This is a genomic window from Dyella amyloliquefaciens, from assembly GCF_004296575.1.
Lineage (GTDB): Bacteria > Pseudomonadota > Gammaproteobacteria > Xanthomonadales > Rhodanobacteraceae > Dyella > Dyella amyloliquefaciens.
The window spans coordinates 34,949-57,153 of record NZ_SAYT01000008.1; the positions used below are offsets into that span (position 1 = coordinate 34,949).

Below are 22,205 nucleotides of genomic sequence, written 5' to 3' on the forward strand. Positions count from 1 at the left end.
GGACGCGGACTTGCCTACGGGACCGTGAAGCCCGTCAGAACGTGGCGCGGAACACCAGTTCGTAGCGGCGGTCGTTCTCGAAGATCGCACGGGTGTACAGCTTCGGATCCACCACGCCATCGACGTAGGTAGCCGGGCCCATCAGCACGCGCGTGGTCGAGTTGGTGAGGTTGTTCATCTGCAGGCCGACCTGCATGTTCTTGTTGATGTGGTAGAACACCGAGGCGTCGAGCTGGCCGTAGGCGTCGTTCCACATCGGCAGGTAGGTATCGCCCGAATCCTCCGCCGTGATCAGGTAGCGGCTGCGCCACGACCACGCCACGCGGGCCGACCAGTTGGAGTACTCGTACATGCCGATCAGGTTGTAGCTGTTCTGTGACAGGCCGGCCATCGGCAACGGCGGATTGGTGACGATGAAGTCTGCACCGCAGGAGCCGTTGGCGTGGTCGGGATCGCAGGACGTGGTGCCGGCGATCTTGCTGCTGCGCAGGAACGTGTAGTTGGCCTGCACGCCCAGTCCCTTCCATGCCCCCGGCAGGAAGTCGAAGAACTGCGAGTAGCCCGCCTCGATGCCCTTTACGTTGCCGTTGCCGGCGTTCTGCGGACCGGTCACCGCGAAGTCCTGGCCACCGATGTTCTCGACCGTGACTTCATTGGTGATGTAGTTCTTGATCTTCTTGTAGAACACCGTCGTGTACAGCATGCCGGTGGGCGAGAAGTACCATTCGAGCGCGGAGTCGAACTGGGTGGCCTCCAGCGGCTTCAGGTCCGGATTGCCGCCGGTGCTCGCAGTCCAGCCGGTGATGGTCGGCTCCTGTCCGGCCGGGCCGCCCCACGAAGCGCCGAGCTTCATGTACGAGTTGAGCTGGTTGATGTCCGGGCGAGTCATCGCCTTGGAGCCGGCGAAGCGCAGCTGCAGCTGGTCGGTGAGCTTGAAGCGCACGTTCAGGCTGGGCAACAGGTTGTGGTAGCTGCCCTTGCCGGAGATCGGCACGTAGGCGCCACTGAACAGGGCCAGCTGTTCCGGCGTGAGGTTGGCGGTGCTGCCGCTGATGTTGCTGGCGGACGGGTACTGGATGGCACCGTTCGCGCTGACGTCGGTAGTCACGTAGCGCAGGCCGATGTTGCCATCGAAGGGAACACCCAGCGCGTCGTCGTTGCCGAAGTACAGCGAGCCGTAGATGGCCTTGGTGTCTTCGTTCTGTTGGTTGTTTTCACCGGCCAGGCCCGGCACCTGTGCCTGCCAGCCACCATCGGCCTCGATCGCGTACAGGGCCTGGATCGCCTTGCGGTAGTTGCTCACCAGCGCGGTGCTGGGGAACCACAGCGTGGTCGGCAGCTTGGCGCCACGGTAGAAGTTGGACATCGTGTACTGCTCGGACATCCACGCCGGAATCTGGTTGAACCAGTCCAGGCCGGTCGAGGTGTAACCGGACGCCTTCCAGATCTGGCTGATCGCGCCCCAGTTGTAGTTGCCGCTGGTGTTGTTGCTGGAGGCATCGCGATTGGTGGCGCGCACGCCGACGCGGGCGAACTGCAGCCAGCTGCTGTCCTGGAAGTTGTATTCCAGGTCCAGGCGACCGGTGCGCTGCACGGCGTAGTCGTATTCCAGGTGATCCATCGCCGCGCCGAGGTAATAGTTGGCGGGGTTGGCGAGATAGCTGGGATCGGCCAGCGTCAGGCTCGGCGTGCCCACCACGCTCACGTTGGCCGGCGGCATGTAGAACTGGCCGAACACCGAGAAGTCGTTCATGTCACTGGTCGACTTCACGAACTGGAAGTCACCGCTGAGCAGGACGTGATCGTTGATGTTGTACTTGAAGCCGTTCGACCAGTCCGTGGTGCGCGTGTGCTGGTGCTGGATGCGGTTGTCCGTGTAGTAGTTCACGTAGCCGTCGGGAATGCCCATCGATGCGTCGCCACGCCACGCATTTGACGCCATGGTGCCACTCTGGAACACACCCTGTCCGTTGTAGTTGAACTGGGTGCCCGGCGCCGGCAGCACGTTGTTGTACGCGCTCTCGTTGGTCTGCACGTTGTGCTGGTCCCACTCCAGGTTGTAGTCGGAGCGGAAGAACTGCGAGTAGAACTCGAGATCGCTGGTCGGGCGCCACTGGAGCGCGCCGTACAGGCCGATGCGGCGGCGCTGCATCTCCATTTCCAGCCAGTTGATGTCGCCGGGCACGTACACGGTGCTGGTGGGTGATCCGGCGGCGATATTCGGCGCGTAGTACGCCGTATCCGTCGCATTCGGGCGCATCACGTACGGGTTGGTCTGGATGCCGTCGTTGCGCGACGCCAGCTCCGAGTAGGAGACGTCGATCAGCGCGCCGAACTCGCCCAGGCTGTCGGTCTTCCAGCGGTTGCTGTACAGGAACGAGGCCGACGGCTTGCTCTTCTTCGCCATGTCGCCTTCGTTGATGCCGTAGGAGAAGCTGGTCACCTCGCCCGGATTGTCGAACGGCATGCGCGTGCGCAGGTTCACCGTGCCGGCGATGCCGCCCTCGATGAGCTCCGCCGACGGGTTCTTGTACACGTCCACGCCGGCCATCAGCTCGGCCGGCACATCCTCGAAGCCCAGCGAGCGGCCGTTGTTGGCCGAGAAGCTGTCGCGGCCGTTCAACTGGCTGGCCACGTAGGGCAGGCCGCGGATCAGCACGCCGCTGCCTTCGGAGGACGGATGATCGGGATCGTTGTCGGCGAGGAAGTGGTCCACCGTGACGCCACTGATGCGCTGCAGGGTTTCGGTCACGCTGCGATCAGGCAGGGCATTCATGTCCGTCGCGGTGATGGAATCCACGATCTGGCTGGCGTTCTGCTTCAGCGACTGCGAGGACTCGAGGCTGGCGCGGATGCCGGTCACGGTCACGCCGTCGAGGTTCTGCACATCCTTCTTGTCGTCGTCCTTCTTGCCGTCTTTCTTCTTGTTGGCGTCGGCCTTGGCGGCAGCCGTGGACGGCCCCTGCGCCGCGCTGCCTGCCGGCTGCGTGCTGTCCTGGGAGAATGCCAGGGTCGGCGCGTGCATCAGCGCCAGGCCGAGGGCGATACCTGCCGCCAGGCGGCCACGGGACAGCGTGGCGGCGAACAACGGGTGCGCCCCATGCTGCAAATCAGTCGTTTGCATCTTGCCCTTCATTCGAACTCACTCCCCCGGGATGTGATGTCACCGATGGCCTTGGCCGCTCGGTTCCTGTTATGTGCCTACGCTGGAAGCCTGCCCCGCAGTTCGCTGGGCGGCGCGATCCCCATCGCGCGGTCTTCGGCGTCGGCGTAGTGAATAGGACGGCGTCCTGCCAAACAATTGTCAAAAAGCGGGCGGCGCTTCATGTTTCTTCGTTTGCTGTCGCCGCATTTACTGCGAACAGCGCGCGTATGGAGCCTCCCTCCCGCCCGGAAGCTTTTTGAAATCGTGCGGTGCAGCGCACCAAGAAAAGGGTGGACCCGCCCTCCATGCCCCCGCTGCCTCCGGGTGTCATGGCCGTACCCCGGAGGGTCCGTTCGGTGCCGCTCCCAAAGGCACGGCGCGCGGATGCCCGCGTACCCGTCGCGGCGGATCAAATTCGACGAGACACGGTTGGCGCGCATGCCACCAAAACAAAAAGCCCCGCATGGCTGCAGGGCTTTCGAATACGCGCAATGGTGGCTATGGGTGGACTCGAACCACCGACCCCAGCATTATGAGTGCTGTGCTCTAACCGGCTGAGCTACATAGCCTTGGGTGCGTCCCCGACCAGGGTCGTCGACGTGGCGTCGATCAGGCGGGGCCCGGCAGTCTAGTCGGACCGGCTCTCCGGTTCAAGTGTTTGGCTTGCCGCGTCCTGGTGGGCGTGATTGAATCGACCCCGGGCAGCCTTATCTGGAAACCTGTGTTTCCTTCATGCGGCCGGCCCAGGAGGCAACATGATCGACGTCGATGGTTATCGTCCGAATGTGGGCATCGTTCTGCTGAATGCGGACGGCCGACTGTTCTGGGCGCGCCGCGTCAATCGTGATGGCTGGCAGTTTCCCCAGGGCGGCATGCGCAGCGACGAGACGCCGCTGGAAGCCATGTACCGCGAACTGGAAGAGGAAACCGGCCTCGCCGCGCATCATGTGGAAGTGATCGGCGCCACCCGTGGCTGGTTGCGCTACCGCCTGCCCAGCCGTTACGTACGCCACCACCAGCGCCCGACCTGCATCGGGCAGAAGCAGGTGTGGTTCCTGCTGCGCCTGGTCGGCAATGAGCAGGACCTGCGCCTCGATGCCTGTGAGAAGCCCGAGTTCGACCATTGGCGCTGGGTGGACTTCTGGTATCCGGCCTCCCACGTGGTCAACTTCAAGCGCCAGGTCTACGAACGCGCGCTACGGCATTTCGCACCGTTGGTGGAAGCCCTGCTGAGCCTGGAACTGGGCGAGCTGCCCCAGCGCCCGGGTCAGGAACCGGGACACACGCCCCGCAAGGGCCACGCCGCCGCCTGAGCGGCGGACCGGCCCCAGCGGCCCCGGAGTCACCGCTAGTTGACAATCATTCGCATTTGCGTTCCCATATGCACCCATGTATATCTGCATGTGCAACGCCGTCACCGACGGTGACATCCGACGGGCCGCCGCCGAGGGCGTCCATCACTTCGCCGACCTGCAGGCGCGCACCGGTTGTTCCGACTGCTGCGGCTGCTGCGAGCAGGAAGCGCGCACCACGCTCGACAAGGCGGTGCAGCAAGTGATGCTTGCCTTGCCGATCGCCGCCGTCGCCTGAGTCGCACGCGGACAACACGAATGCCCCGGAACGCGCAGCTTTGGCTGCGCGTTTTTGTTTGGCCGATTCGGACTTATTCTCGTTCCGTCATCGCCGTCAAGGGCGACGTATAGTCGTTCGCTGTAGACGCAAGGAGACTTCTCATGAAGGGCGACGCGAAGGTCATCGAGTTCCTCAACAAGGTGCTCTACAACGAGCTCACCGCCATCAACCAGTACTGGCTGCATTACCGCATGTACAAGGACTGGGGCTACGGCGAACTGGCGGAGCACGAGCACAAGGAATCGATCGAGGAAATGAAGCATGCCGATCACCTGATCGAGCGCATCCTGTTCCTCGACGGCCTGCCGAACCTTCAGCACCTGGGCAAGCTGCGCATCGGCGAGAACCCGGTGGAATGCCTGCAGGGCGACCTGGATCTGGAAATGGCCGCGGTGAAGGACCTGCGCGAAGCCATCGCCTACAGCGAAGGCATCTCCGACTACGTCAGCCGCGACCTGTTCAAGTCCATCCTGCACGATGAGGAAGAACACATCGACTGGCTGGAGACCCAGTTCAGCCTGATCAAGGACCTCAGCGCCGAGCGCTACCTGCAGTCCAAGATCGACAGCTGACCGGGCGGGGCCGTCCTGGCCCGCCCCAAAGCGTGGCGTCGTTCCTTGACGCTTTCGTCACGGCGCGGCTATACCTTGGTTTTCTCCGGGAAGGCCGCGCATGGCTTCACGCCCACCACCGCGCTTCGTGGTACGTCCGCATGACGCGGCCGGCTGGCGGCGGCGTGCCTGGTGGCTGGCCGGCGCATGGCTGCTCAGCCTCGCGCTGACGGGCGTGATCGTGGGGGCCTTGGTACGCCATGCGACACCCGCCGCCACCGAACAACGCGAGCTCAAGGTGTTGGGCAGGCAGAACGACGATTTGCAGCAGCAGGTAGCCAACCTGCAGCGCGGCGGCCAGGTGGGAGACATCGCCAACCAGTCGCTGCGCAAGACCCTCGCCGAGCGCGAGGAGGAAATCAGCGGGCTGCGCGCCGATCTCGGCTTTTACTCGCGCCTCACCGGCGGCGATGCGCAGCGCGAAGGGCTCAAGGTGCAGGAAGTGCGGCTGCAGCCGGTCAGCGGCTCGCGCGCCTGGAACCTCACCCTCAGCCTCACACAGAACGCCAAGCGTGGCGAAGACGTGACTGGCAACGCCACCGTCGCCGTGGAAGGGCTGCGCGGTGACAAGGTGGTGCGGCTCACCTGGGACACGCTGGGCGACACCTCGCAAAGCGGCGGCATGGCGTTCCGCTTCAAATATTTTCAACAGTTGCACGCGACCATCGTGCTGCCCGCCGATTTCCAGCCGACCCGGCTGGTAGTCACCGCCCAGCCGGCAGGGGACGACGCGGTCAGCCGGGCCGTGACCTGGGGCGACGCCCTGTCCGGCCATCTCACACCGACTCAAGGGGAACAAGATGCTCAACCGTAAGCGCTCCGACCGCGCGCCCGCCTCTCACGCTTCCGACACCAGCCTGATCGCACGCGGCACCCTGATTCGCGGCGACGTGCGCTTCAGCGGCACGCTGCACCTGGATGGGCAGATCGAGGGCTCGGTGCTGGCCGAAGAGGACGGCGCCGTGTTCACGTTGAGCGAGAGCGGTATCGTGCAGGGTGAGATTCGCGTGCCGCACGCCATCATCAATGGGCGCGTGCAAGGCGACATCCATGCCACCGAGCGCCTGGAACTGGCTCCGGAGGCCCGCATCATCGGCGACGTGCACTACCGCACCCTGGAAATGGCTGCCGGCGCCCAGGTGAACGGCCGCATGAGCCATCACGCCGTCGAGCTGCCGCGTGAACTGCCGGCACCCTCGCTGGCCGGCGCGGAACCGGTACCGGCCTGATCGGGGTATCCTTGCGCGCAAGCCGCATCACCCCCACCTGAGCATGATGGATACCGTCGTTCCCCTTCCCAGCATTCCCGACTATCGCAGCGCCAACGTGCCTCTGGTCTTCACCGAGGCCGCCGCCCGCAAGGTGCGCGAGCTGATCGTCGAGGAAGGCAATCCGGAGCTGAAGCTGCGCGTGTACATCACGGGCGGCGGCTGCTCGGGCTTCCAGTACGGCTTCACCTTCGATGAGGCCCAGGCCGAAGACGACTTCGCGATCAACCGCGAAGGTGTCACCCTGCTGGTCGACCCGCTGTCGCTGCAGTACCTCACCGGCGCCGAGATCGACTATTCGGAAAGCCTGAGCGGCTCGCAGTTCGTCATCCGCAACCCCAACGCCAAGACCACCTGCGGCTGCGGCTCCTCCTTCTCTACCTGAGCGCCGACGAGGCATGGACCGCACCACGACGCCGCGCCTCAACACCTTCGCGGGACTAAGCCTCATCCTCGACCGGGTCGCCGAGAAGCGCGACGAGTCGATGTGGGTGAATGAACACGCCGCGTCCGAACATGCCCGCTACCTCCTGCTCGACGCGCTGGGCCAGACCTATCTGCTGCCCGGCAGCGACACGCTGCGCTGGCTGGACAGCGGCGAGCGCGAACGACTGCTCGGCGAAGTGAAGGCGACGTTCCTCGGCTTTGCGAGCGAACGGCCGCATTTCCTGCTCGCACTCGACAACACCGATCGCGCCGCCGAGCTGGAAGCCGAACTCGGTGCGCGTCGCGCCGGCCTGCGCGACGTAGGCCTGCTGCTCGCCGCCGACGAAGCCGGGTTGTTCGCCTATGCCAAGGGCCTCGCCCACTGGCAGCGTGAAACCCGTTATTGCGCCTACTGCGGATCGCCACTGATCCTGGTGGCTTCCGGCCACCGCGCCCAGTGCACCAACAACAACTGCGGCCGCATGCATTTCCCGCGCACCGATGCCGCGGTCATCGTCATCGTGGAACACGAAGGCGCCTGCCTGCTGGGCCGCCAGGCCGGCTGGCCGAAGGGTCGCTACTCGACCCTCGCCGGTTTTGTCGAACCGGGCGAAGCACTGGAAGACGCCGTCCGCCGCGAGGTGGCCGAGGAATCGGGCGTGATCGTCGGCGAGGTGCATTACCACTCTTCGCAACCGTGGCCACTGCCGCAATCGCTGATGGTGGGGTTTACCGCCAAGGCGATCTCGCGCGAGATCCGGCTGCGTGACCGCGAACTGGAGGAAGCCCGCTGGTTCACCCCACAGGACATCGTGGATGGCCTGGCGGATGGAAGTTTCCTGCCCTCGTTGCCGTTGTCGGTGTCCTATCGCCTGCTCGAGCATTGGCTGAAGCAGCGAGCAGGGCTGGACCTCGATGCGTTGGTGGCGCAGTACAGGCGTTGAGCCTCGCTGTTCCCTGTAGGAGCGCACCCAGTGCGCGACCGCAGAACGGCACCCCACCTCGACCACCGGTTTTCGCGGGCACAACCAGGCACTGATCGCGCACTGGGTGCGCTCCTACAAGGGATAGGCATGGGTGCACTGGCTGCTTGCCGTCATACCCATGACCTACAATGCGGCCAACGACCGGAGACCGTTTCATGGCTGTCAGCCTGCTCACTGCCCTTATCGCACTCGGACTGGTGCACGTTGCGCCGCAACTGACGCACTGGCGTGGCGATGGCGGTTTCCGGCGCTGGGTGGCGCAACTCGGCGACACCAGCGGCCCGGCGCGTGCCACGGTTACGCTCGGCGTACCGGTGGTGCTGTGCCTGCTGGTGATGTGGCTGATCGGCCTGATGCCCGCCAGCGACCTGCTGCGCCTGATCTTCTCGCTGGTCGTGCTGCTTTATTGCTTTGGCCCGCATGCATTCGAAGCGGACCTTGAAGCCATCCTCAAGGCGCCCGACCAACCGTCACGCGAGGCTGCCGCGCAGGCGCTTTCCGATGACGGCGAAGCGGTGCAGTGGAATGCCATCGCGCTCGGCGAAGCCACGGCCTATGCCGCGCTGCGCCGTCGCTTCGGTGTGCTGCTGTGGTTTTTCATACTCGGCCCTGCCGGCGCGCTGTTGTATCGCCTCGCACAGACGATGGGACACGATCCCAGCCTGCGCCTCGATCCGCAGGCCCACAATGCAGCCCGCGCCTTCGCCAACGTGGCGGACTGGCTGCCGGCGCAGCTCATGGTGTTCACCCTGGCCCTGGTCGGCCATTGGGACGCGGTGATCGGCGCGTGGAAGCGCTGGCACCAGCAGCAGTCGCCGAACAGCTGGTACGTGGAAGGCCCGGGTTTTCTCGGCGCCGCCGCGCGTGCCGACGTGCGGGTCGATATCGAAGCCGGCGACGGTTATGCCGAAGAGCGCACCGACATCATCGGCGAGCTGATCCGTTTGCGCGGCGCATTGCTGCGTGCCCTGCTCGCCTGGTTGAGCGTGGTCGCACTGGTCGTGCTGGCGGGTTGGATGGCCTGACGACGCCTTCCGCTGTGGGAGCGCACCCTGTGCGCGACCGCGGAATATCGCCGTTACCACTCCGTAGGCTTGTCGCGCACAGGGTGCGCTCCCACAAACAGGCAAAACGCGCTCAGGCGAAATCGCCGCGCAACTCCCGCACCCGTGCCTCCAGCGTCGCCATGCGCGCATCCGTCGGTGCGATCGGCGCACCCGCCACCAGCTCCACCCTCGCACGGAAGCGCCGCGGCAAGCGCGACCGGTGCAGCATCGAATCGCGCCGGCTCCACACGCTGCCCCACAGGCCGCGCAGCGCCAGCGGCACCACGGGCACCGGGCGGCGGTCGAGGATGCGCGCCACGCCCGGGCGGAACGGCGCGATGTCGCCGTCACGCGTCAGCCCACCTTCGGGAAAGATGCACACCAGTTCGCCATCGGCGAGCGCCGCATCCACGTCGTCGTAGGCGCGCTGCAGCACCGCGGGATCTTCCTTCTGCCCGGCGATGGGTATCGCCTTCGCGGTGTGGAACACGAAGTTCAGCACCGGGATGTTGAATATCTTGTAATACATGACGAAGCGGGCAGGGCGGCGCAGGTTCGCCATCAGCACCAGCGGGTCCATGAAGCTGACGTGGTTGCACACCAGCAAAGCGGGCCCCTCCTCCGGAATCTGCTCCAGCCCGTCCATGCGCACGCGGTACAGCGTGTTCACCAGCACCCAGGTGATGAAGCGCATCAGGAACTCGGGCACGATCGTGAAGATGTAGACCGCCACCACCACGTTGAGCACCGCCGCCGCGAGGAAAATCTGTACCGCAGTGAGGCCGAGCGCACCCAGGGCGAGGCCGAAGCCGGAGGCCATGCAGATCAGCAACGCGTTGAGGATGTTGTTGCCCGCGATCACGCGCGAGAGTCGCTCGCGCGGCGTGCGCGCCTGCACGTAGGCGAACAGCGGCACCACGTAGAAGCCGCTGAACACGCCGATCAGCGTGAGATCCATCACCACGCGCCAGCTTCCGGCGCTGCGCAGGAAGCCATGCCAGTCCAGGCCGTGCACGGCGGCCAGGTGCGGATGCGCGAAATACAGATCCACGCCGAAGGCCGTGAGACCAAACGCGCCCAGCGGCACCAGGCCCACCTCCACGCGACGCCCCGACATGCGCTCGCACAACAGCGCGCCGATGCCGGTGCCGAGCGAAAACAGCGTGAGCACCAGCGTGTTCACCGAGCCGTCTCCGCCCAGGTTCATGCGCGTGTAGTTGGGCAGTTGCGCCACCAGCACCGTGCCAAAGAACCAGAACCAAGAGATGCCGAGCACCGCATTGAATACCCGGCGGTCCTCGCGCGTGATGCCCAGCACGCGCACCGTTTCGGTAATCGGGTTCCAGTTGAACACCAGGTCCGGTGCCGTGGCCGGCGCCGGCGGAATACGGCGGCTGGCAAGGTAGCCCAGCACCGCGATGAGGATCGTGGCCGAAGAGGCCGCCACCGGCCCGTAACCAGCGATGAGCATCAGCGAGTTGCCGGCAATCATGCCGATCAGCATGGCCAGCTGCGTACCCATTTCCACCAGGCCGTTGCCGCCCACCAGTTCCTCGGGCTTGAGCGCCTGCGGCAGGATCGCGTACTTGATCGGGCCGAACGTGGTCGAGTGCAGGCCCATCAGGAACAGCACCACCAGCAGCAGCGTGGTGTGGTGCGTGTAGAAGCCGATCGCCGCGATCACCATCGCGGCGATCTCGAACAGCTTCACGTAGCGGATGATGCGCGACTTCTCGTACTTCTCCGCCAGCTGTCCTGCCGTAGCCGAGAACAGGAAATAGGGCAGGATGAACAATGCCGGCGCGAGGTTGGTGTAGAGCGACACCGTGTGGTCATCCAGCCCCATCTGGAACGCCACCAGCATGACCATCGCATTACGGAACGCGTTGTCGTTGAACGCACCCAGAGCCTGCGTCCAGAAGAACGGGGCGAAGCGGCGGCTTCCAAGCAGGTTGAACTGGCTCATGCGGGTCCCTGGCGCGATGACGGCGCAAGCCTAGCGCGAAAACTAGCTGTCGATCATCCGGACTGGGACACCGCTGTCGGCAACAGGTGGGCGCGTCGCCTCGTCAACCACACCATGCGCTATACGTGGCCGCGGATCGGGTGGTGTATGTATTCGCCGCCTTCAGGATGCCATGGGCGTTGACGCAAAAATGCCTACCGGGCTCCTAGGCTCGAGTATTCCCCGGCTCCAACTCGCCCGGGGGTAGACTTGTTCAATGGAGAAGTGACATGGCAAACCCGGCGAAGAACACGGTGTGTCTCTGGTTCGATGGCAACGCCGAGGAAGCGGCACGTTTCTACGCAGCGACCTTTCCCGATTCATCCGTCAACGCGGTGCACCGCGCCCCGGGGGAATATCCGTCAGGCAAGCAAGGAGACGTATTGACCGTCGAGTTCACCGTGATGGGTATTCCGTGCCTCGGACTCAACGGCGGCCCGGTGTTCAAGCACAGCGAGGCGTTCTCGTTCCAGGTCGCGACGGCCGACCAGGCCGAAACGGATCGCTACTGGAATGCGATCGTCGGCAACGGCGGGCAGGAGAGCGATTGCGGCTGGTGCAAGGATCGCTGGGGATTGTCATGGCAGATCACGCCGATCGCGCTGACCAGGGCGTTCACCGATCCCGACCGCGTCGCCGCCAAGCGTGCGTTCGACGCAATGATGACGATGAAGAAGATCGATATCGCAACCATCGAGGCGGCGCATCGCGGCTGAACACGCGTTTTCGACACGCGCATCTCGACTTCGCCCTATGCAAGACTGCAGAGCCCCACCGTCGTCCCCGGCAATGCTGCGGAAGTGAATTGCTTCGACGGATATCGCCCGGCCCAAGTCAAACGCCGGACACCGATCAAAGGACTGCACATGACAACATCCCATCGTCGCCCCCAGGTATGCGTCCTGGGTAGCGCGGAGCCGGACTCCGCAGCCTACGAGCTGGCCGGCGCAGCCGGAGCGCTGCTCACGAAACTCGGCATCACCGTGGTCAGCGGTTGCGGAAGCCCGGCCACCCGTGTAGCCGCCGAGCGCGCCATCGAAGCTGGTGGCATGGTGGTCAGTATCATTCCCCCGGGCCAGATGCCCGCCCCGGAGTGGCCCGCCAACGTCGTCATCCCTTGCGGCATGGGCGATGCCCGCAACCTGCTGATGGCGCTTGCCGGCGATGCCTGCATCGTCATCGGCGGTCGTGCAGGCACGATCTCGGAAGTCTGTCTGGCCTGGCTGCACAAGCGACCGCTGCTTCCGCTCGTGGGCTGCGGCGGCTGGTCCGACGGGCTTCCATCTAACCCACCGGACGAACGCCAGAACTCACCCATCCTGCCCTGGGGCTCGGTGGTGGAACTCGAGCAACAGCTTCGCGCCCTGGGCCTTGTCCAGGCTCACGCCTGACGCCACGGTTCGCGACGCGTTTCAACCGAAACATGGAACCTGTCGATTCTTCTGCGAGGCAACCCATGACTTCACGAACAGCATCCTGCAGTTGCGGCCAGCTTCGTATCGAGGTCAACGGTGAACCGCGCGGCGTCGGTGTATGCCACTGCCTTGCCTGCCAGCGCCGGACGGGTAGCGTCTTTGCGGCACTGGCGGGTTTCAGCGCACCGTTTCGCGTCTTCGGCACGGCGACAGAATACGTACGTACCGGCGACCACGGCTCGCGTTTCACCTTCCGGTTCTGCCCGGTATGCGGAACCACGGTCTTTCATACCGAAGAAGGTGAAGACGATCGCGTGAGCGTCGCCGTAGGGGCGTTCGCCGATCCGGGTTTTCCCGCGCCGACGGTTTCGGTCTATGACTGCCGCAGGCACCCCTGGGTCCGGTTGCCCGCGGGAGCGCAGGCGTTCGACAAGGATCCCGGATAACGGCTTTTTCCCTGGACAGGATGGCCATCGATCATGCAAGCCACGCATATCGTGTTGAAACAGGTGACGGACACCGGACTCGCCGCGGATGCACGCGATCTCTTTCGCGAGTACGCCGAAGCCATTGGCACCGATCTCGAATACCAGGGCTTTTCCGCCGAACTCGCGGCATTGCCAGATCCTTATGTACCGCCCAGGGGCGCGCTGTATCTCGCACACGTGGACGAGGAGCTCGCCGGTTGCGTGGCGCTGCGCCCCCTGCATGGCCAGATGGGTGAGATGAAGCGGTTGTACGTGCGGCCGGCGTATCGCAGCCTGGGCCTGGGGCGGCAATTGGTGGAGGCCGTGATTGCCGCCGCGCGGCATGCGGGATTCCGCGAGCTTCTTCTCGATACGTTGCCCACCATGGCATCAGCACAGTCGCTCTATCGACGCCTCGGCTTCGTCGAGATTCCGCCGTACAACGACAAGCACCTGCCGGGCACGCGGTTCTACGCCCTGGCACTGGCCGACGCATGATGGCGCACACTGTGCCAGCGACCGCGTCGACGCGCAGGGCGCCGTCGGAAGGTGCGTGCATGATCCATCCCACCACGACCGGGTTTCATGTCGAAATCCACGCAGGTGATTCGTCGTATAGATGATCCCGTCCACTGACTGCGAGCAGGCCATGTCGAAACTCCGCGTGCAGAGCTTTTCCTTGTCCCTCGATGGATATGGCGCCGGCCCCCGCCAGGATCTGGAAAACCCGCTGGGCGTGGGCGGCCCGGAACTGATGGAATGGTTCTTCCACACGCGCCTGTGGCAGACCATGTATGGCGGTGACGTCGGCGCGACCGGCGTGGACAACACGATGGCGGAGGAAGGGTTCAACGGCATCGGCGCCTGGATCCTGGGCCGCAACATGTTCGGCCCGATTCGCGGACCGTGGCCGGACGAGAGCTGGAGAGGATGGTGGGGCGAGGAGCCGCCGTATCACGTGCCCGTGTTCGTGCTGACGAACTATCCGCGGCCATCGCTGACGATGCAGGGTGGCACAGTGTTCCATTTCGTCACCGAAGGCATCCAGGCCGCTCTGGCGCAGGCGAAGGCCGCAGCCGGGGACCTCGATGTTCGCCTTGGCGGCGGCGTATCCACGGTGCGCCAGTATTTGCAGGCAGGACTGGTCGATGAGTTGCATCTGGCCGTCCGTCCGGTGCTGCTAGGCTCCGGCGAGAACCTGTTCCAGGGTCTCGACCTGCGGTCTCTCGGTTATGAGTGCCATCGCAGCGTGCCCGGTGAGCGGACGCAGCATGTCTTCCTGCGCAAGCGGGCCTAAGCACGACGTGCTCGTCAGCGCCCTGTGTCGAATGGCGTTCCGCTGATTCGTCAAACCCATGCCAACACGGCGCGCTTGAACTTCACGCTCCAGCGATCATCAGGAGAACGAGTCATGGGCAGCAACACCGTCAAGCTTCACCGAGTGCTCCGCACCACGCCGGAGAAGATCTATCGCGCTTTCACGGACGTGGATGCCATGGCGCGCTGGCTGCCGCCTAATGGTTTCACCGGCAAGGTGCATCAGCTGGATGCCAAGGTGGGTGGCACCTACCGGATGTCGTTCACCAACTTCAGCACGGGCCACAGCCACGCCTTCGGTGGCACCTATCACGAGCTCGTTCCGGGCGAGCGCCTGCGTTATTCGGGCACGTTCGACGATCCGAACCTGCCGGGCGAGATGCAGACCACCATCACGCTGCGCAAGGTGTCCTGCGGTACCGAGCTGAACGTCGTGCAGGAAGGCATCCCCGACATCATCCCCGTCGATGGGTGCTATCTCGGCTGGCAGGAGTCGCTGCTTCATCTGGCGGCTCTGGTTGAGCCGGAGATCCCGGGATAAGAAGCGGTCTGTCGCTCGACAGACGGGAACGTACGCATCACACCCGCCCATTGCGAACGAAGTTCATCGATCGCACACAACAGGAAGTTGCCATGTGGACTCATGAAGAGAGCATAGACATCCGCACCTCGCCCGAACGCATCTGGCAGCTGTTCGCGGATGTTCCAGGATGGAAGGCGTGGAACGCAGGCATCGATCGCATCGAACTGCATGGCCCCTTCGTCGCCGGTACGACCTTCACGATGCAACCGCCGGGCTCGGAAGCCTTCGTCAGTACGCTGGTTGATGTCCGTGACCACGAAGGCTTTACGGACGAGACCGTCATCGACGGTACCTGTGTCGTCGTCGAGCACTGCATCGAGCCTCAGGGCTCGGGTGGTGTGCGTGTCGTTTATCGCACCCGGATCACCGGCCCCTCCGCCGAAGCCTTCGGGCCCATGGTGACCGGTGATTTCGGTGAGGTGCTGCGCGGGCTGAAGGCGCTGGCCGAACAACCTTGAGTGTGCGGTGGCATGAGCCACCCGAAACGCCGCAAGTGCGCCTTGATCAAAACGAAAGCCCCGGCAAAACCGGGGCTTTCGTTATCGTGCGGGATGATGCGCTCAACCGCGATGCAGGGCCCGATGGGCGATGTCGCGGCGACAGAACGCGCCTTCGTAATGGATCTTGCCGACCGCGGCGTAGGCATGTTCGCGTGCCGCGGCGATGTCCTTGCCGAGCGCGCACACGGTGAGCACACGGCCGCCCGCCGTCACGACCTCACCCTTGCCATCGAGCTGGGTGCCCGCGTGGAAAACCTTGGAGTCAGGACCGAAGTCGCTGTCCAGGCCAGTGATGACGTCGCCGTTGCGTACCTTGCCCGGATAGCCTCCTGCCGCCATCACCACGCCCAGCGACGGACGCGGATCCCACTGCGCGTGGGTGTGGTGCAGCTCTCCGTCGAGCGCGGCTTCGATCAGCTCGACCAGGTCGGACTTCAGGCGCAGCATGACGGGCTGCGTTTCCGGGTCGCCGAAACGCACGTTGAATTCGATGACCTTGGGCGCTCCGCTCTTGTCGATCATCAGGCCCGCGTAGAGGAAACCGATGAAGGGCGCACCTTCCATCGCCATGCCGCGCAGCGTCGGCTCGATGACTTCCTTGAGGATGCGCTTTTCCACGTCCGGGGTGACTACCGGCGCGGGCGAATAGGCACCCATGCCGCCGGTATTCGGACCGAGGTCGCCTTCGTCGCGGCGCTTGTGGTCCTGGCTGCTGGCCATCGGGAGCGCGTGCTGGCCATCGCTCATCACGATGTAGCTGGCTTCCTCGCCATCGAGGAATTCCTCGATCACCACGCGCGCGGACGCGTCGCCGAACTGGTGCGCGCCGAGCATGTCGTGCAGTGCCTGTTCCGCGTCGGCCTGGGTCAGCGCGACCACCACGCCCTTGCCGGCGGCAAGGCCATCGGCCTTGATGACGATCGGCGCGCCGTGCTTGCGCACGTAGGCCAGTGCCGGATTGAGCTCGGTGAACACCGCGTAGTAGGCGGTGGGAATGTTGTGGCGGTGCAGGAAGTCCTTGGCGAAGGCCTTGGAGCCCTCCAGCTGGGCGGCCACGGCGCGCGGGCCGAAGCAGCGCAGGCTCGCCGCACGGAACTTGTCGACCACACCGGCCACCAGCGGCACTTCGGGGCCGACCACGGTCAGCTCGATCTTCTCGTCCTTGGCCAACTTGAGCAGGCCATCGATGTCAGTGACGGCCACATTCACATTGCGCAGGCCCTTCTCGCGCGCCGTGCCGGCGTTGCCGGGAGCAACGATCACCTCGCTCACGCGCGGCGACTGCTTGAGCTTCCACGCCAGCGCGTGTTCGCGCCCACCGCTGCCGATGACCAGGACTTTCATGCTCACTCCACTGCTTGAGGACAGCGCCGAGGGGGCGCAGTCGGTCATTGTAGTGGTTGGGGTGGGTTTGCGCAGCGCAGCAAGGGGGCGGCAACCAGGTAACCAAGGGCGGGGTATCCCTGGTAGGTGATCCCGCCGCGAGCACCCGCCCCTCACCCCGACCCTCTCCCCGGCGGGGAGAGGGAGAAGTGATAGACCGGTGGAAACAACGGGGCTGCCTTAAGTCCTCAGCGTCACGGCGCGTTGCGGTGTAGCCGCTGTTTGACGGCGGAGGCAGTCGCAATCCGTGCTCGGGAACCTTCAAAGCTTTTCCCATCGAAATGCTGCCAGCTCTTCAGGTCGTTTTCTTTGGGTTACTTTTCTTTTGGACCAGCAAAAGAAAAGTGACTCGAGCGCCGGCAGGGGATCGAAACGCCCGCCGCGTAGGCGGCACGCTGGCGATCGCGCATCAAGCAGGAGCCGAGCCCTGGATGACCAGCCTTTGGCTGTTGTAAAGCCCTTCTGGCCTGCGCAGTGATGACGAACAGGGGCGAGAACCGCACCCTCTCCCCAACCCTCTCTCCCACAGGGACTACCTTCGGGTCGCCGGAGGGAGAGGGAGCTACCGCTCGCTCACCTGAGAGGTGGGGCATGATGCGCCTGTCGCGCACAGGGTCCGCCCCCACAAAATCGCGCGGAAGCTAGAAGAGCCGGGCCTACAGCAGCGCCAGCAACGCCGCCCGCGGCAACTTACCCGTCTCGTTACGCGGCAATGCATCCACCAGCTTGAGCGGCCGCGGCAGGAACACCGGATCCACCGCCTGGCGCAAACCATCGAGGATGGAGTGCTCGTGCATGCCGGGGGCCACGGCCAACGCTGCGATGCGATGGACACCCAGCGGGTCGCCGCCATCGAGCTGGAACACGACGCCGTCCTTCACGCCCGGGATCGCCAGCAGACGGCGCGTCAGGTCACCGAGCGAAGCGCGCTTGCCGGCGATTTCCAGCATGTCGGCATGGCGTCCACGCAGGCGGAAGCGCTGGCCGCCGTCATGCAGGGAGACGATGTCGGCCAGCGTCATCGGCTCGTCCAGCTGCGGCGCGCGTACCTGCGTGCCATCGGGCTGCGGGTGCAGGTGAACGCCGTCGAACAGGGTCCACGGCTCGTCTGCCGCCGCGCGGCGGCTGGCGAAGACGCAGGTCTCGGTGGAGCCGAAGACCTCCAGCAGCGGGGCGCCGTAGCGCTCCTCGGCCGCCTGCGCCAGCTCCACCGGCATGGGCGCGGTAGCGGACACCATGGCAGCAATGGATGGCATCGCCACGCCGGATTCGATCAGGGCGCGCAGATGCACGGGCGTGGTCACCAGGACACGTGGCTCGGGTACCTCCGCCAGCGCAGCGGCGACATCGCCAGGAAAGAACGGGCGCCCGGCATGCACGCTGACGTCGTCCAGCAGCGGCAGCAGCACGGACATCTCCATGCCGTACATGTGCTGGGGCGGCACCGTCGCCACCACGTGGAAACCCTTGCCTACCGCGGCATGCAGCATGCGCAGGTTGCCGGCGTTGCTGGCGTGGAAACTGCGCCAGGTCTTGGCATTGCCCTTGGGCACGCCGGTGGAGCCGGAGGTGTAGCCGATGGCCACCACCTGCTCGGCGGGAATATCCATCCAGGCGCAGCCGTCGGCAGCGTCGGGCGTATCGAGCAGGGCGGGCAGGTGGCGGTAGTGCGGCGGCGGGTTGTCCAGCGCCAACTCGCCTACGGCATAGCAACCCGGATGCGTGGCCATCACCTCGGCCACGGCTTGCGGTGCGCGCGAGGACGGCAGCAGGTTGGCCTGGCCACGCAGCGCGATGGCGCAGAACGCCACCAGGAAGGCATAGCGGTCTTCGCACAGGTTCACCGCGGTGGCGGCAGGCGGCAACTGGGCGGCGATTGCCTGCACATGCGCCAGGAACTGCGCAGCGCTCACGGGCTTGCCCTCGCGCCAGGCCACGGTGCGCTCCGGCCGGCCGGCCACCAGCAAGGGCAGGCCGTTGGCCGCCTGATCCCGCTGGAAGCTTTCGAAAACGATGGCCAAGCTCATCTCCAAGGCTGCAAGTCAAACCGACGAGCCGGCAAGCGCAGGCCGCCATGCGAACGGGTAAACGCTGTGAGCCCGTTGAGGTCCCCATCCTCAGGGCAGCCACTGAATCCGCCCCTACCGGCGAGCCGTGGCATGCGGAGGCTGTTCATGATTCGCACCATTTTGCGAAACGAACAACCTCAGTCAGGCTCGGATGATAGCGCCTGAGATGGCGTCGCGTATGACGGTCGGTTTCTGCTGATCCCCCACCGGGGCATCCAGCATGCCCTCGAGGGCGTCGCCGAAGTAGGCCTCGACGGTCGCCGCGGTACGCGCCGGTGGCTCGCCATGGGGGTTGGCGCTGGTGGACACCAGCGCGCCACCGAAGGCGCGGCAGAGTGCGGCGGCGGGGGCGTGCGCGGTCACCCGCAAGGCGATGCCGGCGTGCGCACCGGCCACCCAGTCGGGCACCGCCGGCGAACGGGGGAAGATCCAGGTATGGGGACCCGGCCAGCTGGCCCGCACCTGGGCCAGCACCTCGGACGGCACGGCACTGAGGTCGATGTAGCGTTCGACCTGGGAAAAATCCGCCGCGATCAGCAGCACGCCCTGCGTGGCCGGGCGCTGTTTGAGCGCGAACACATGCTCGAACGCTCCCTGATCATGTGGATCGCAGCCGAGGCCGAAGACGGCCTCGGTGGGGTAGGCGAGGACGCCGCCACGGCGCAGCAGCGCAGCGGCGGCATCAAGGTCGGCAAGAGTGAAGCGAGCCGCCACTCAGGCGGTCGTCTTCTTGCTGGCCGCCTTTTTGGCGGTGGCCTTCTTCGTGGCGGCCTTCTTCGCCGTGGTCTTCTTGGCGACCGTCTTCTTCGTGGCCGTCTTGGTTGCCGCAGCCTTCTTGGTCGCAGCCTTCTTGGCGGTCGCCGTCTTGGCCGTGGCCTTCTTCGCGGCGGGCTTCTTCTCCGCAGCAGCCTTCTTTGCCGCTGCCTTCTTGAACGCGCCACGCCCCTTCTTGACCGGCGCCGCCGCGAGCAACTCGATGCACTGGGCCTCGGTCAGCGCCTTCGGCTCCTGGTCCTTCGGGATGCGCGCGTTCTTCTCGCCATCGGTGATGTAAGGACCAAAGCGGCCATTGAGCACCTGCACGCCGTTGCCGAAGTCCAGGATGGTGCGGTTGGCAATCATCTCCAGCTTTTCCTGCACGATCTGCAGGGCGCGCGGCAGCTCGATGGTGTACGGATCGTCCTCGGGCTTGAGCGAGGCATAGGTGCTGCCCTGCTTCACGAACGGACCGAAGCGGCCCACGCCCACGCTCACCTCGTCACCGTTGTCGGCCTGGCCGAGCTTGCGCGGCAGCTTGAACAGCTCCAGTGCCTCTTCCAGCGTGATGGTGTGCATGCTGGTGCCCGGACGCAGGCTGGCGAACTGCAGCTTCTCGTCGGTGTCCTTGTCGCCGATCTGCGCATACGGCCCGTAGCGGCCCAGGCGCACCGAAACCGGCTTGCCGGATTTCGGATCAGTGCCCAGCTCGCGCGCGCCGGTGGCTTCGCTGCGATCGACCGACTCGGTCTTTTCGTCCACCTGCTGCTTGAACGGCTGCCAGAAGCGCTCCATCAGCGGCACCCAGGCTTCCTCGCCACGGCTCACCGCGTCCAGCTCATCCTCGAGCTTGGCGGTGAAGTCGTAGTCGACGTAGCGGGTGAAATGCGAGGTGAGGAACTTGCTCACCGCGCGACCCACGTCGGTCGGCTTGAAGCGGCGACTGTCGAGCAACACGTATTCGCGGTTCAACAGCACCTGGATGATGCTGGCGTAGGTGGACGGACGGCCGATGCCGTATTCCTCCAGTGTCTTCACCAGGCTCGCTTCGGAATAGCGCGGCGGCGGTTCGGTGAAATGCTGGTCGGCCGCGATGTCGTGCAGCGCGACCTGCTCGCCCACTTCGAGCTTCGGCAGGCGGCGGCCTTCGTCGTCATCGTCCGCGTTCTTCTGGTCGCGACCTTCCTCGTACACCGCCAGGAAGCCCGGATCGATCACGGTCGTGCCGGTCGAGCGGAACGCGGCGTCGCCACCGGCGACATGCTTGACTTCGAAGTCCACCGACACGGTGTTCATCGTGGCGTGGATCATCTGGCAGGCGACCGTGCGCTTCCAGATCAACTCGTACAGCTTGCGCTGCTCGTCGTTGAGGAACGAGGCCACTTCGCGCGGCGTGCGCATGGCCGAGGTCGGACGGATCGCCTCATGCGCTTCCTGCGCATTCTTGGACTTGGACTTGTAGGTCTGCGGATGGTCCGGCAACGCCTTGCGGCCGAAGTCGCGCGTGATCAGCTCGCGCAGCTCGCCCAGCGCATCCTCGGACAGCGCCACCGAGTCGGTACGCATGTAGGTGATCAGGCCGACGTTGCCTTCGCTGCCCAGCGAGACGCCTTCGTACAAACCCTGCGCCACCTTCATGGTGCGGCTGGTGGAGAAGCCGAGCTTGCGCGCGGCCTCCTGCTGCAGCGTGGAGGTGGTGAACGGCGGCGCCGGACGGCGCTTGCGTTCCTTGCTGCCCACGTCGCTGACGGTGAGGCGGCCATGCGCTGCTTCCTTCAGCGCCGCACGCGCAGCCATCGCGTCGTGCTCGTTGGTGAGGTCGAACTGCTCGAACTTCTTGCCGTGCAGCTTGGTGAGCCTGGCGGTGAAATCACCCTCGGCATGGCGCAGCTGCGCCTCGATGGTCCAGTACTCGCGCGCCTTGAACGCTTCGATCTCTTCCTCGCGCTCGACGATCATGCGCAAGGCCGGCGACTGCACGCGGCCGGCGGACAGGCCGCGCTGTACCTTGCGCCACAACACCGGCGACAGGTTGAAGCCGACCAGGTAGTCCAGCGCGCGGCGCGCCTGCTGCGCGTCGACCATGTCCAGCGACAGTTCGCGCGGCGCCGCGACGGCAGCCTTGATCGCCTTGGGCGTGATCTCGGAGAACACCACGCGATGGAGCTGCTTGCCCTTGGTCAGGCCGCGCTCCTTGAGGATCTCGCTGATGTGCCAGGAAATGGCCTCACCCTCGCGATCCAAGTCGGTCGCGAGGTAGATGTCGTCGGCCACCTTGGCCGCCTTGGCGATGGCATCGACGTGTTTCTCGTTGCGGTCGATGACCTCATAGGCCATGGCAAAGCCGTGGTCGGGGTCCACGGCCCCTTCCTTCGGCTTCAGGTCACGCACGTGACCGTACGAGGCGAGGACCTGGAAGTCCTTGCCGAGGTACTTGTTGATCGTCTTGGCCTTGGCCGGCGACTCGACGATAAGCAGGTTTTTTGCCATGAAACTCGGTATCCGCCATCAATGGCCACGCCCGTCCGGGGCCAGCCTCTATATTTAGTTAAAGGCATGCCGACTCAACCGCGTCAAGCTCGATCATGTGAAAACG

At 65.1% G+C, this 22,205-nt stretch carries 21 protein-coding genes and 1 tRNA gene; 15 read left to right on the top strand and 7 right to left on the bottom strand.

The window, feature by feature from the left end; translation table 11 throughout:
* Positions 1-34: 34 nt before the first annotated feature.
* Together EPB08_RS18835 and EPB08_RS18840 are read right to left on the bottom strand one after the other, a co-directional pair.
* A complete protein-coding gene (locus tag EPB08_RS18835; RefSeq protein ID WP_229238416.1) occupies positions 35-3,124 on the bottom strand; it encodes a TonB-dependent receptor in 3,090 nt (1,029 codons plus the stop codon).
* A 513-nt stretch (positions 3,125-3,637) separates the two neighbouring features.
* A tRNA-Met gene (locus EPB08_RS18840) sits at positions 3,638-3,714 on the bottom strand.
* A gap of 186 nt (positions 3,715-3,900) precedes the next feature.
* Here EPB08_RS18840 and EPB08_RS18845 point away from each other — a divergent pair.
* From EPB08_RS18845 to EPB08_RS18880, 8 genes are all read left to right on the top strand, one after another.
* On the top strand, positions 3,901-4,458 hold the full coding sequence (locus tag EPB08_RS18845) for an RNA pyrophosphohydrolase (protein ID WP_130620666.1): 558 nt from the start codon (positions 3,901-3,903) through the stop codon (positions 4,456-4,458).
* Between the two features lie 76 nt (positions 4,459-4,534).
* Complete coding sequence (locus EPB08_RS18850) at positions 4,535-4,735, top strand: (2Fe-2S)-binding protein (protein WP_130620667.1); 201 nt, start codon at positions 4,535-4,537, stop codon at positions 4,733-4,735.
* Positions 4,736-4,878: 143 nt separating this feature from the next.
* Positions 4,879-5,349 carry a bacterioferritin gene (bfr, locus tag EPB08_RS18855; protein ID WP_130620668.1) on the top strand — a complete coding sequence of 157 codons (471 nt, stop codon included), beginning with the start codon at positions 4,879-4,881 and terminating at the stop codon, positions 5,347-5,349.
* Between the two features lie 100 nt (positions 5,350-5,449).
* Positions 5,450-6,202 (top strand): DUF6776 family protein, encoded by a 753-nt coding sequence (locus EPB08_RS18860; RefSeq protein ID WP_130620669.1) that lies wholly within the window; start codon positions 5,450-5,452, stop codon positions 6,200-6,202.
* Entirely contained in the window at positions 6,189-6,617 is a 429-nt protein-coding gene (locus EPB08_RS18865) for a bactofilin family protein (RefSeq protein ID WP_130620670.1), read from the top strand. The genes EPB08_RS18860 and EPB08_RS18865 overlap by 14 nt, the downstream gene beginning before the upstream one ends.
* A gap of 46 nt (positions 6,618-6,663) precedes the next feature.
* On the top strand, positions 6,664-7,041 hold the full coding sequence (erpA, locus tag EPB08_RS18870; protein WP_130620671.1) for an iron-sulfur cluster insertion protein ErpA: 378 nt from the start codon (positions 6,664-6,666) through the stop codon (positions 7,039-7,041).
* A 13-nt stretch (positions 7,042-7,054) separates the two neighbouring features.
* Positions 7,055-8,026 (top strand): NAD(+) diphosphatase, encoded by a 972-nt coding sequence (gene nudC / locus EPB08_RS18875; RefSeq protein ID WP_130620672.1) that lies wholly within the window; start codon positions 7,055-7,057, stop codon positions 8,024-8,026.
* Positions 8,027-8,223: 197 nt separating this feature from the next.
* Positions 8,224-9,093: a cobalamin biosynthesis protein gene (locus EPB08_RS18880; protein ID WP_130620673.1), complete on the top strand. Its 870-nt coding sequence runs from the start codon at positions 8,224-8,226 to the stop codon at positions 9,091-9,093.
* Positions 9,094-9,205: 112 nt separating this feature from the next.
* On the opposite strand, the gene EPB08_RS18885 is transcribed toward EPB08_RS18880, so the two are convergent.
* Entirely contained in the window at positions 9,206-11,080 is a 1,875-nt protein-coding gene (locus tag EPB08_RS18885; RefSeq protein ID WP_130620674.1) for an MFS transporter, read from the bottom strand.
* A gap of 269 nt (positions 11,081-11,349) precedes the next feature.
* Between EPB08_RS18885 and EPB08_RS18890 the strand changes: the two genes are divergently transcribed.
* The 7 genes from EPB08_RS18890 to EPB08_RS18920 all read left to right on the top strand — a co-directional run bounded on the left by EPB08_RS18890 (position 11,350) and on the right by EPB08_RS18920 (position 15,359).
* Positions 11,350-11,835 (top strand): VOC family protein, encoded by a 486-nt coding sequence (locus tag EPB08_RS18890; RefSeq protein ID WP_130620675.1) that lies wholly within the window; start codon positions 11,350-11,352, stop codon positions 11,833-11,835.
* A 150-nt stretch (positions 11,836-11,985) separates the two neighbouring features.
* Complete coding sequence (locus tag EPB08_RS18895) at positions 11,986-12,510, top strand: SLOG cluster 4 domain-containing protein (protein WP_130620676.1); 525 nt, start codon at positions 11,986-11,988, stop codon at positions 12,508-12,510.
* Positions 12,511-12,542: 32 nt separating this feature from the next.
* A complete protein-coding gene (locus EPB08_RS18900; protein WP_324615319.1) occupies positions 12,543-12,980 on the top strand; it encodes a GFA family protein in 438 nt (145 codons plus the stop codon).
* A gap of 33 nt (positions 12,981-13,013) precedes the next feature.
* On the top strand, positions 13,014-13,499 hold the full coding sequence (locus EPB08_RS18905; protein ID WP_130620677.1) for a GNAT family N-acetyltransferase: 486 nt from the start codon (positions 13,014-13,016) through the stop codon (positions 13,497-13,499).
* 151 nt (positions 13,500-13,650) lie between these two features.
* On the top strand, positions 13,651-14,298 hold the full coding sequence (locus EPB08_RS18910; RefSeq protein ID WP_130620678.1) for a dihydrofolate reductase family protein: 648 nt from the start codon (positions 13,651-13,653) through the stop codon (positions 14,296-14,298).
* 114 nt (positions 14,299-14,412) lie between these two features.
* Positions 14,413-14,859: an SRPBCC family protein gene (locus EPB08_RS18915; protein WP_130620679.1), complete on the top strand. Its 447-nt coding sequence runs from the start codon at positions 14,413-14,415 to the stop codon at positions 14,857-14,859.
* 50 nt (positions 14,860-14,909) lie between these two features.
* A complete protein-coding gene (locus EPB08_RS18920) occupies positions 14,910-15,359 on the top strand; it encodes an SRPBCC family protein (RefSeq protein WP_205746401.1) in 450 nt (149 codons plus the stop codon).
* 102 nt (positions 15,360-15,461) lie between these two features.
* Here the strand turns inward: EPB08_RS18920 and purD are convergent, their stop codons facing one another.
* The 4 genes from purD to EPB08_RS18940 all read right to left on the bottom strand — a co-directional run bounded on the left by purD (position 15,462) and on the right by EPB08_RS18940 (position 22,099).
* The gene (gene purD / locus EPB08_RS18925) at positions 15,462-16,745 is read right to left on the bottom strand and encodes a phosphoribosylamine--glycine ligase (RefSeq protein WP_130620680.1); all 1,284 of its coding nucleotides are present in this window, start codon (positions 16,743-16,745) and stop codon (positions 15,462-15,464) included.
* A gap of 695 nt (positions 16,746-17,440) precedes the next feature.
* Positions 17,441-18,805, bottom strand: coding sequence for an AMP-binding protein (locus EPB08_RS18930; RefSeq protein ID WP_130620681.1), 1,365 nt, complete (start codon positions 18,803-18,805; stop codon positions 17,441-17,443).
* 189 nt (positions 18,806-18,994) lie between these two features.
* Entirely contained in the window at positions 18,995-19,567 is a 573-nt protein-coding gene (gene tsaC / locus EPB08_RS18935; RefSeq protein WP_130620682.1) for an L-threonylcarbamoyladenylate synthase type 1 TsaC, read from the bottom strand.
* Complete coding sequence (locus EPB08_RS18940) at positions 19,568-22,099, bottom strand: DNA topoisomerase I (RefSeq protein ID WP_130620683.1); 2,532 nt, start codon at positions 22,097-22,099, stop codon at positions 19,568-19,570.
* Positions 22,100-22,205 lie beyond the last annotated feature (106 nt).

Excerpts from the sequence above, each read along its gene's own strand:
- EPB08_RS18835 (WP_229238416.1), bottom strand. The coding sequence starts at position 3,124 with ATGCAAACGACTGATTTGCAGCATGGGGCGCACCCGTTGTTCGCCGCC.
- EPB08_RS18845 (WP_130620666.1), top strand. The coding sequence starts at position 3,901 with ATGATCGACGTCGATGGTTATCGTCCGAATGTGGGCATCGTTCTGCTG.
- EPB08_RS18850 (WP_130620667.1), top strand. The coding sequence starts at position 4,535 with ATGTATATCTGCATGTGCAACGCCGTCACCGACGGTGACATCCGACGG.
- bfr (WP_130620668.1), top strand. The coding sequence starts at position 4,879 with ATGAAGGGCGACGCGAAGGTCATCGAGTTCCTCAACAAGGTGCTCTAC.
- EPB08_RS18860 (WP_130620669.1), top strand. The coding sequence starts at position 5,450 with ATGGCTTCACGCCCACCACCGCGCTTCGTGGTACGTCCGCATGACGCG.
- EPB08_RS18865 (WP_130620670.1), top strand. The coding sequence starts at position 6,189 with ATGCTCAACCGTAAGCGCTCCGACCGCGCGCCCGCCTCTCACGCTTCC.
- erpA (WP_130620671.1), top strand. The coding sequence starts at position 6,664 with ATGGATACCGTCGTTCCCCTTCCCAGCATTCCCGACTATCGCAGCGCC.
- nudC (WP_130620672.1), top strand. The coding sequence starts at position 7,055 with ATGGACCGCACCACGACGCCGCGCCTCAACACCTTCGCGGGACTAAGC.
- EPB08_RS18880 (WP_130620673.1), top strand. The coding sequence starts at position 8,224 with ATGGCTGTCAGCCTGCTCACTGCCCTTATCGCACTCGGACTGGTGCAC.
- EPB08_RS18885 (WP_130620674.1), bottom strand. The coding sequence starts at position 11,080 with ATGAGCCAGTTCAACCTGCTTGGAAGCCGCCGCTTCGCCCCGTTCTTC.
- EPB08_RS18890 (WP_130620675.1), top strand. The coding sequence starts at position 11,350 with ATGGCAAACCCGGCGAAGAACACGGTGTGTCTCTGGTTCGATGGCAAC.
- EPB08_RS18895 (WP_130620676.1), top strand. The coding sequence starts at position 11,986 with ATGACAACATCCCATCGTCGCCCCCAGGTATGCGTCCTGGGTAGCGCG.
- EPB08_RS18900 (WP_324615319.1), top strand. The coding sequence starts at position 12,543 with ATGGAACCTGTCGATTCTTCTGCGAGGCAACCCATGACTTCACGAACA.
- EPB08_RS18905 (WP_130620677.1), top strand. The coding sequence starts at position 13,014 with ATGCAAGCCACGCATATCGTGTTGAAACAGGTGACGGACACCGGACTC.
- EPB08_RS18910 (WP_130620678.1), top strand. The coding sequence starts at position 13,651 with ATGTCGAAACTCCGCGTGCAGAGCTTTTCCTTGTCCCTCGATGGATAT.
- EPB08_RS18915 (WP_130620679.1), top strand. The coding sequence starts at position 14,413 with ATGGGCAGCAACACCGTCAAGCTTCACCGAGTGCTCCGCACCACGCCG.
- purD (WP_130620680.1), bottom strand. The coding sequence starts at position 16,745 with ATGAAAGTCCTGGTCATCGGCAGCGGTGGGCGCGAACACGCGCTGGCG.
- EPB08_RS18940 (WP_130620683.1), bottom strand. The coding sequence starts at position 22,099 with ATGGCAAAAAACCTGCTTATCGTCGAGTCGCCGGCCAAGGCCAAGACG.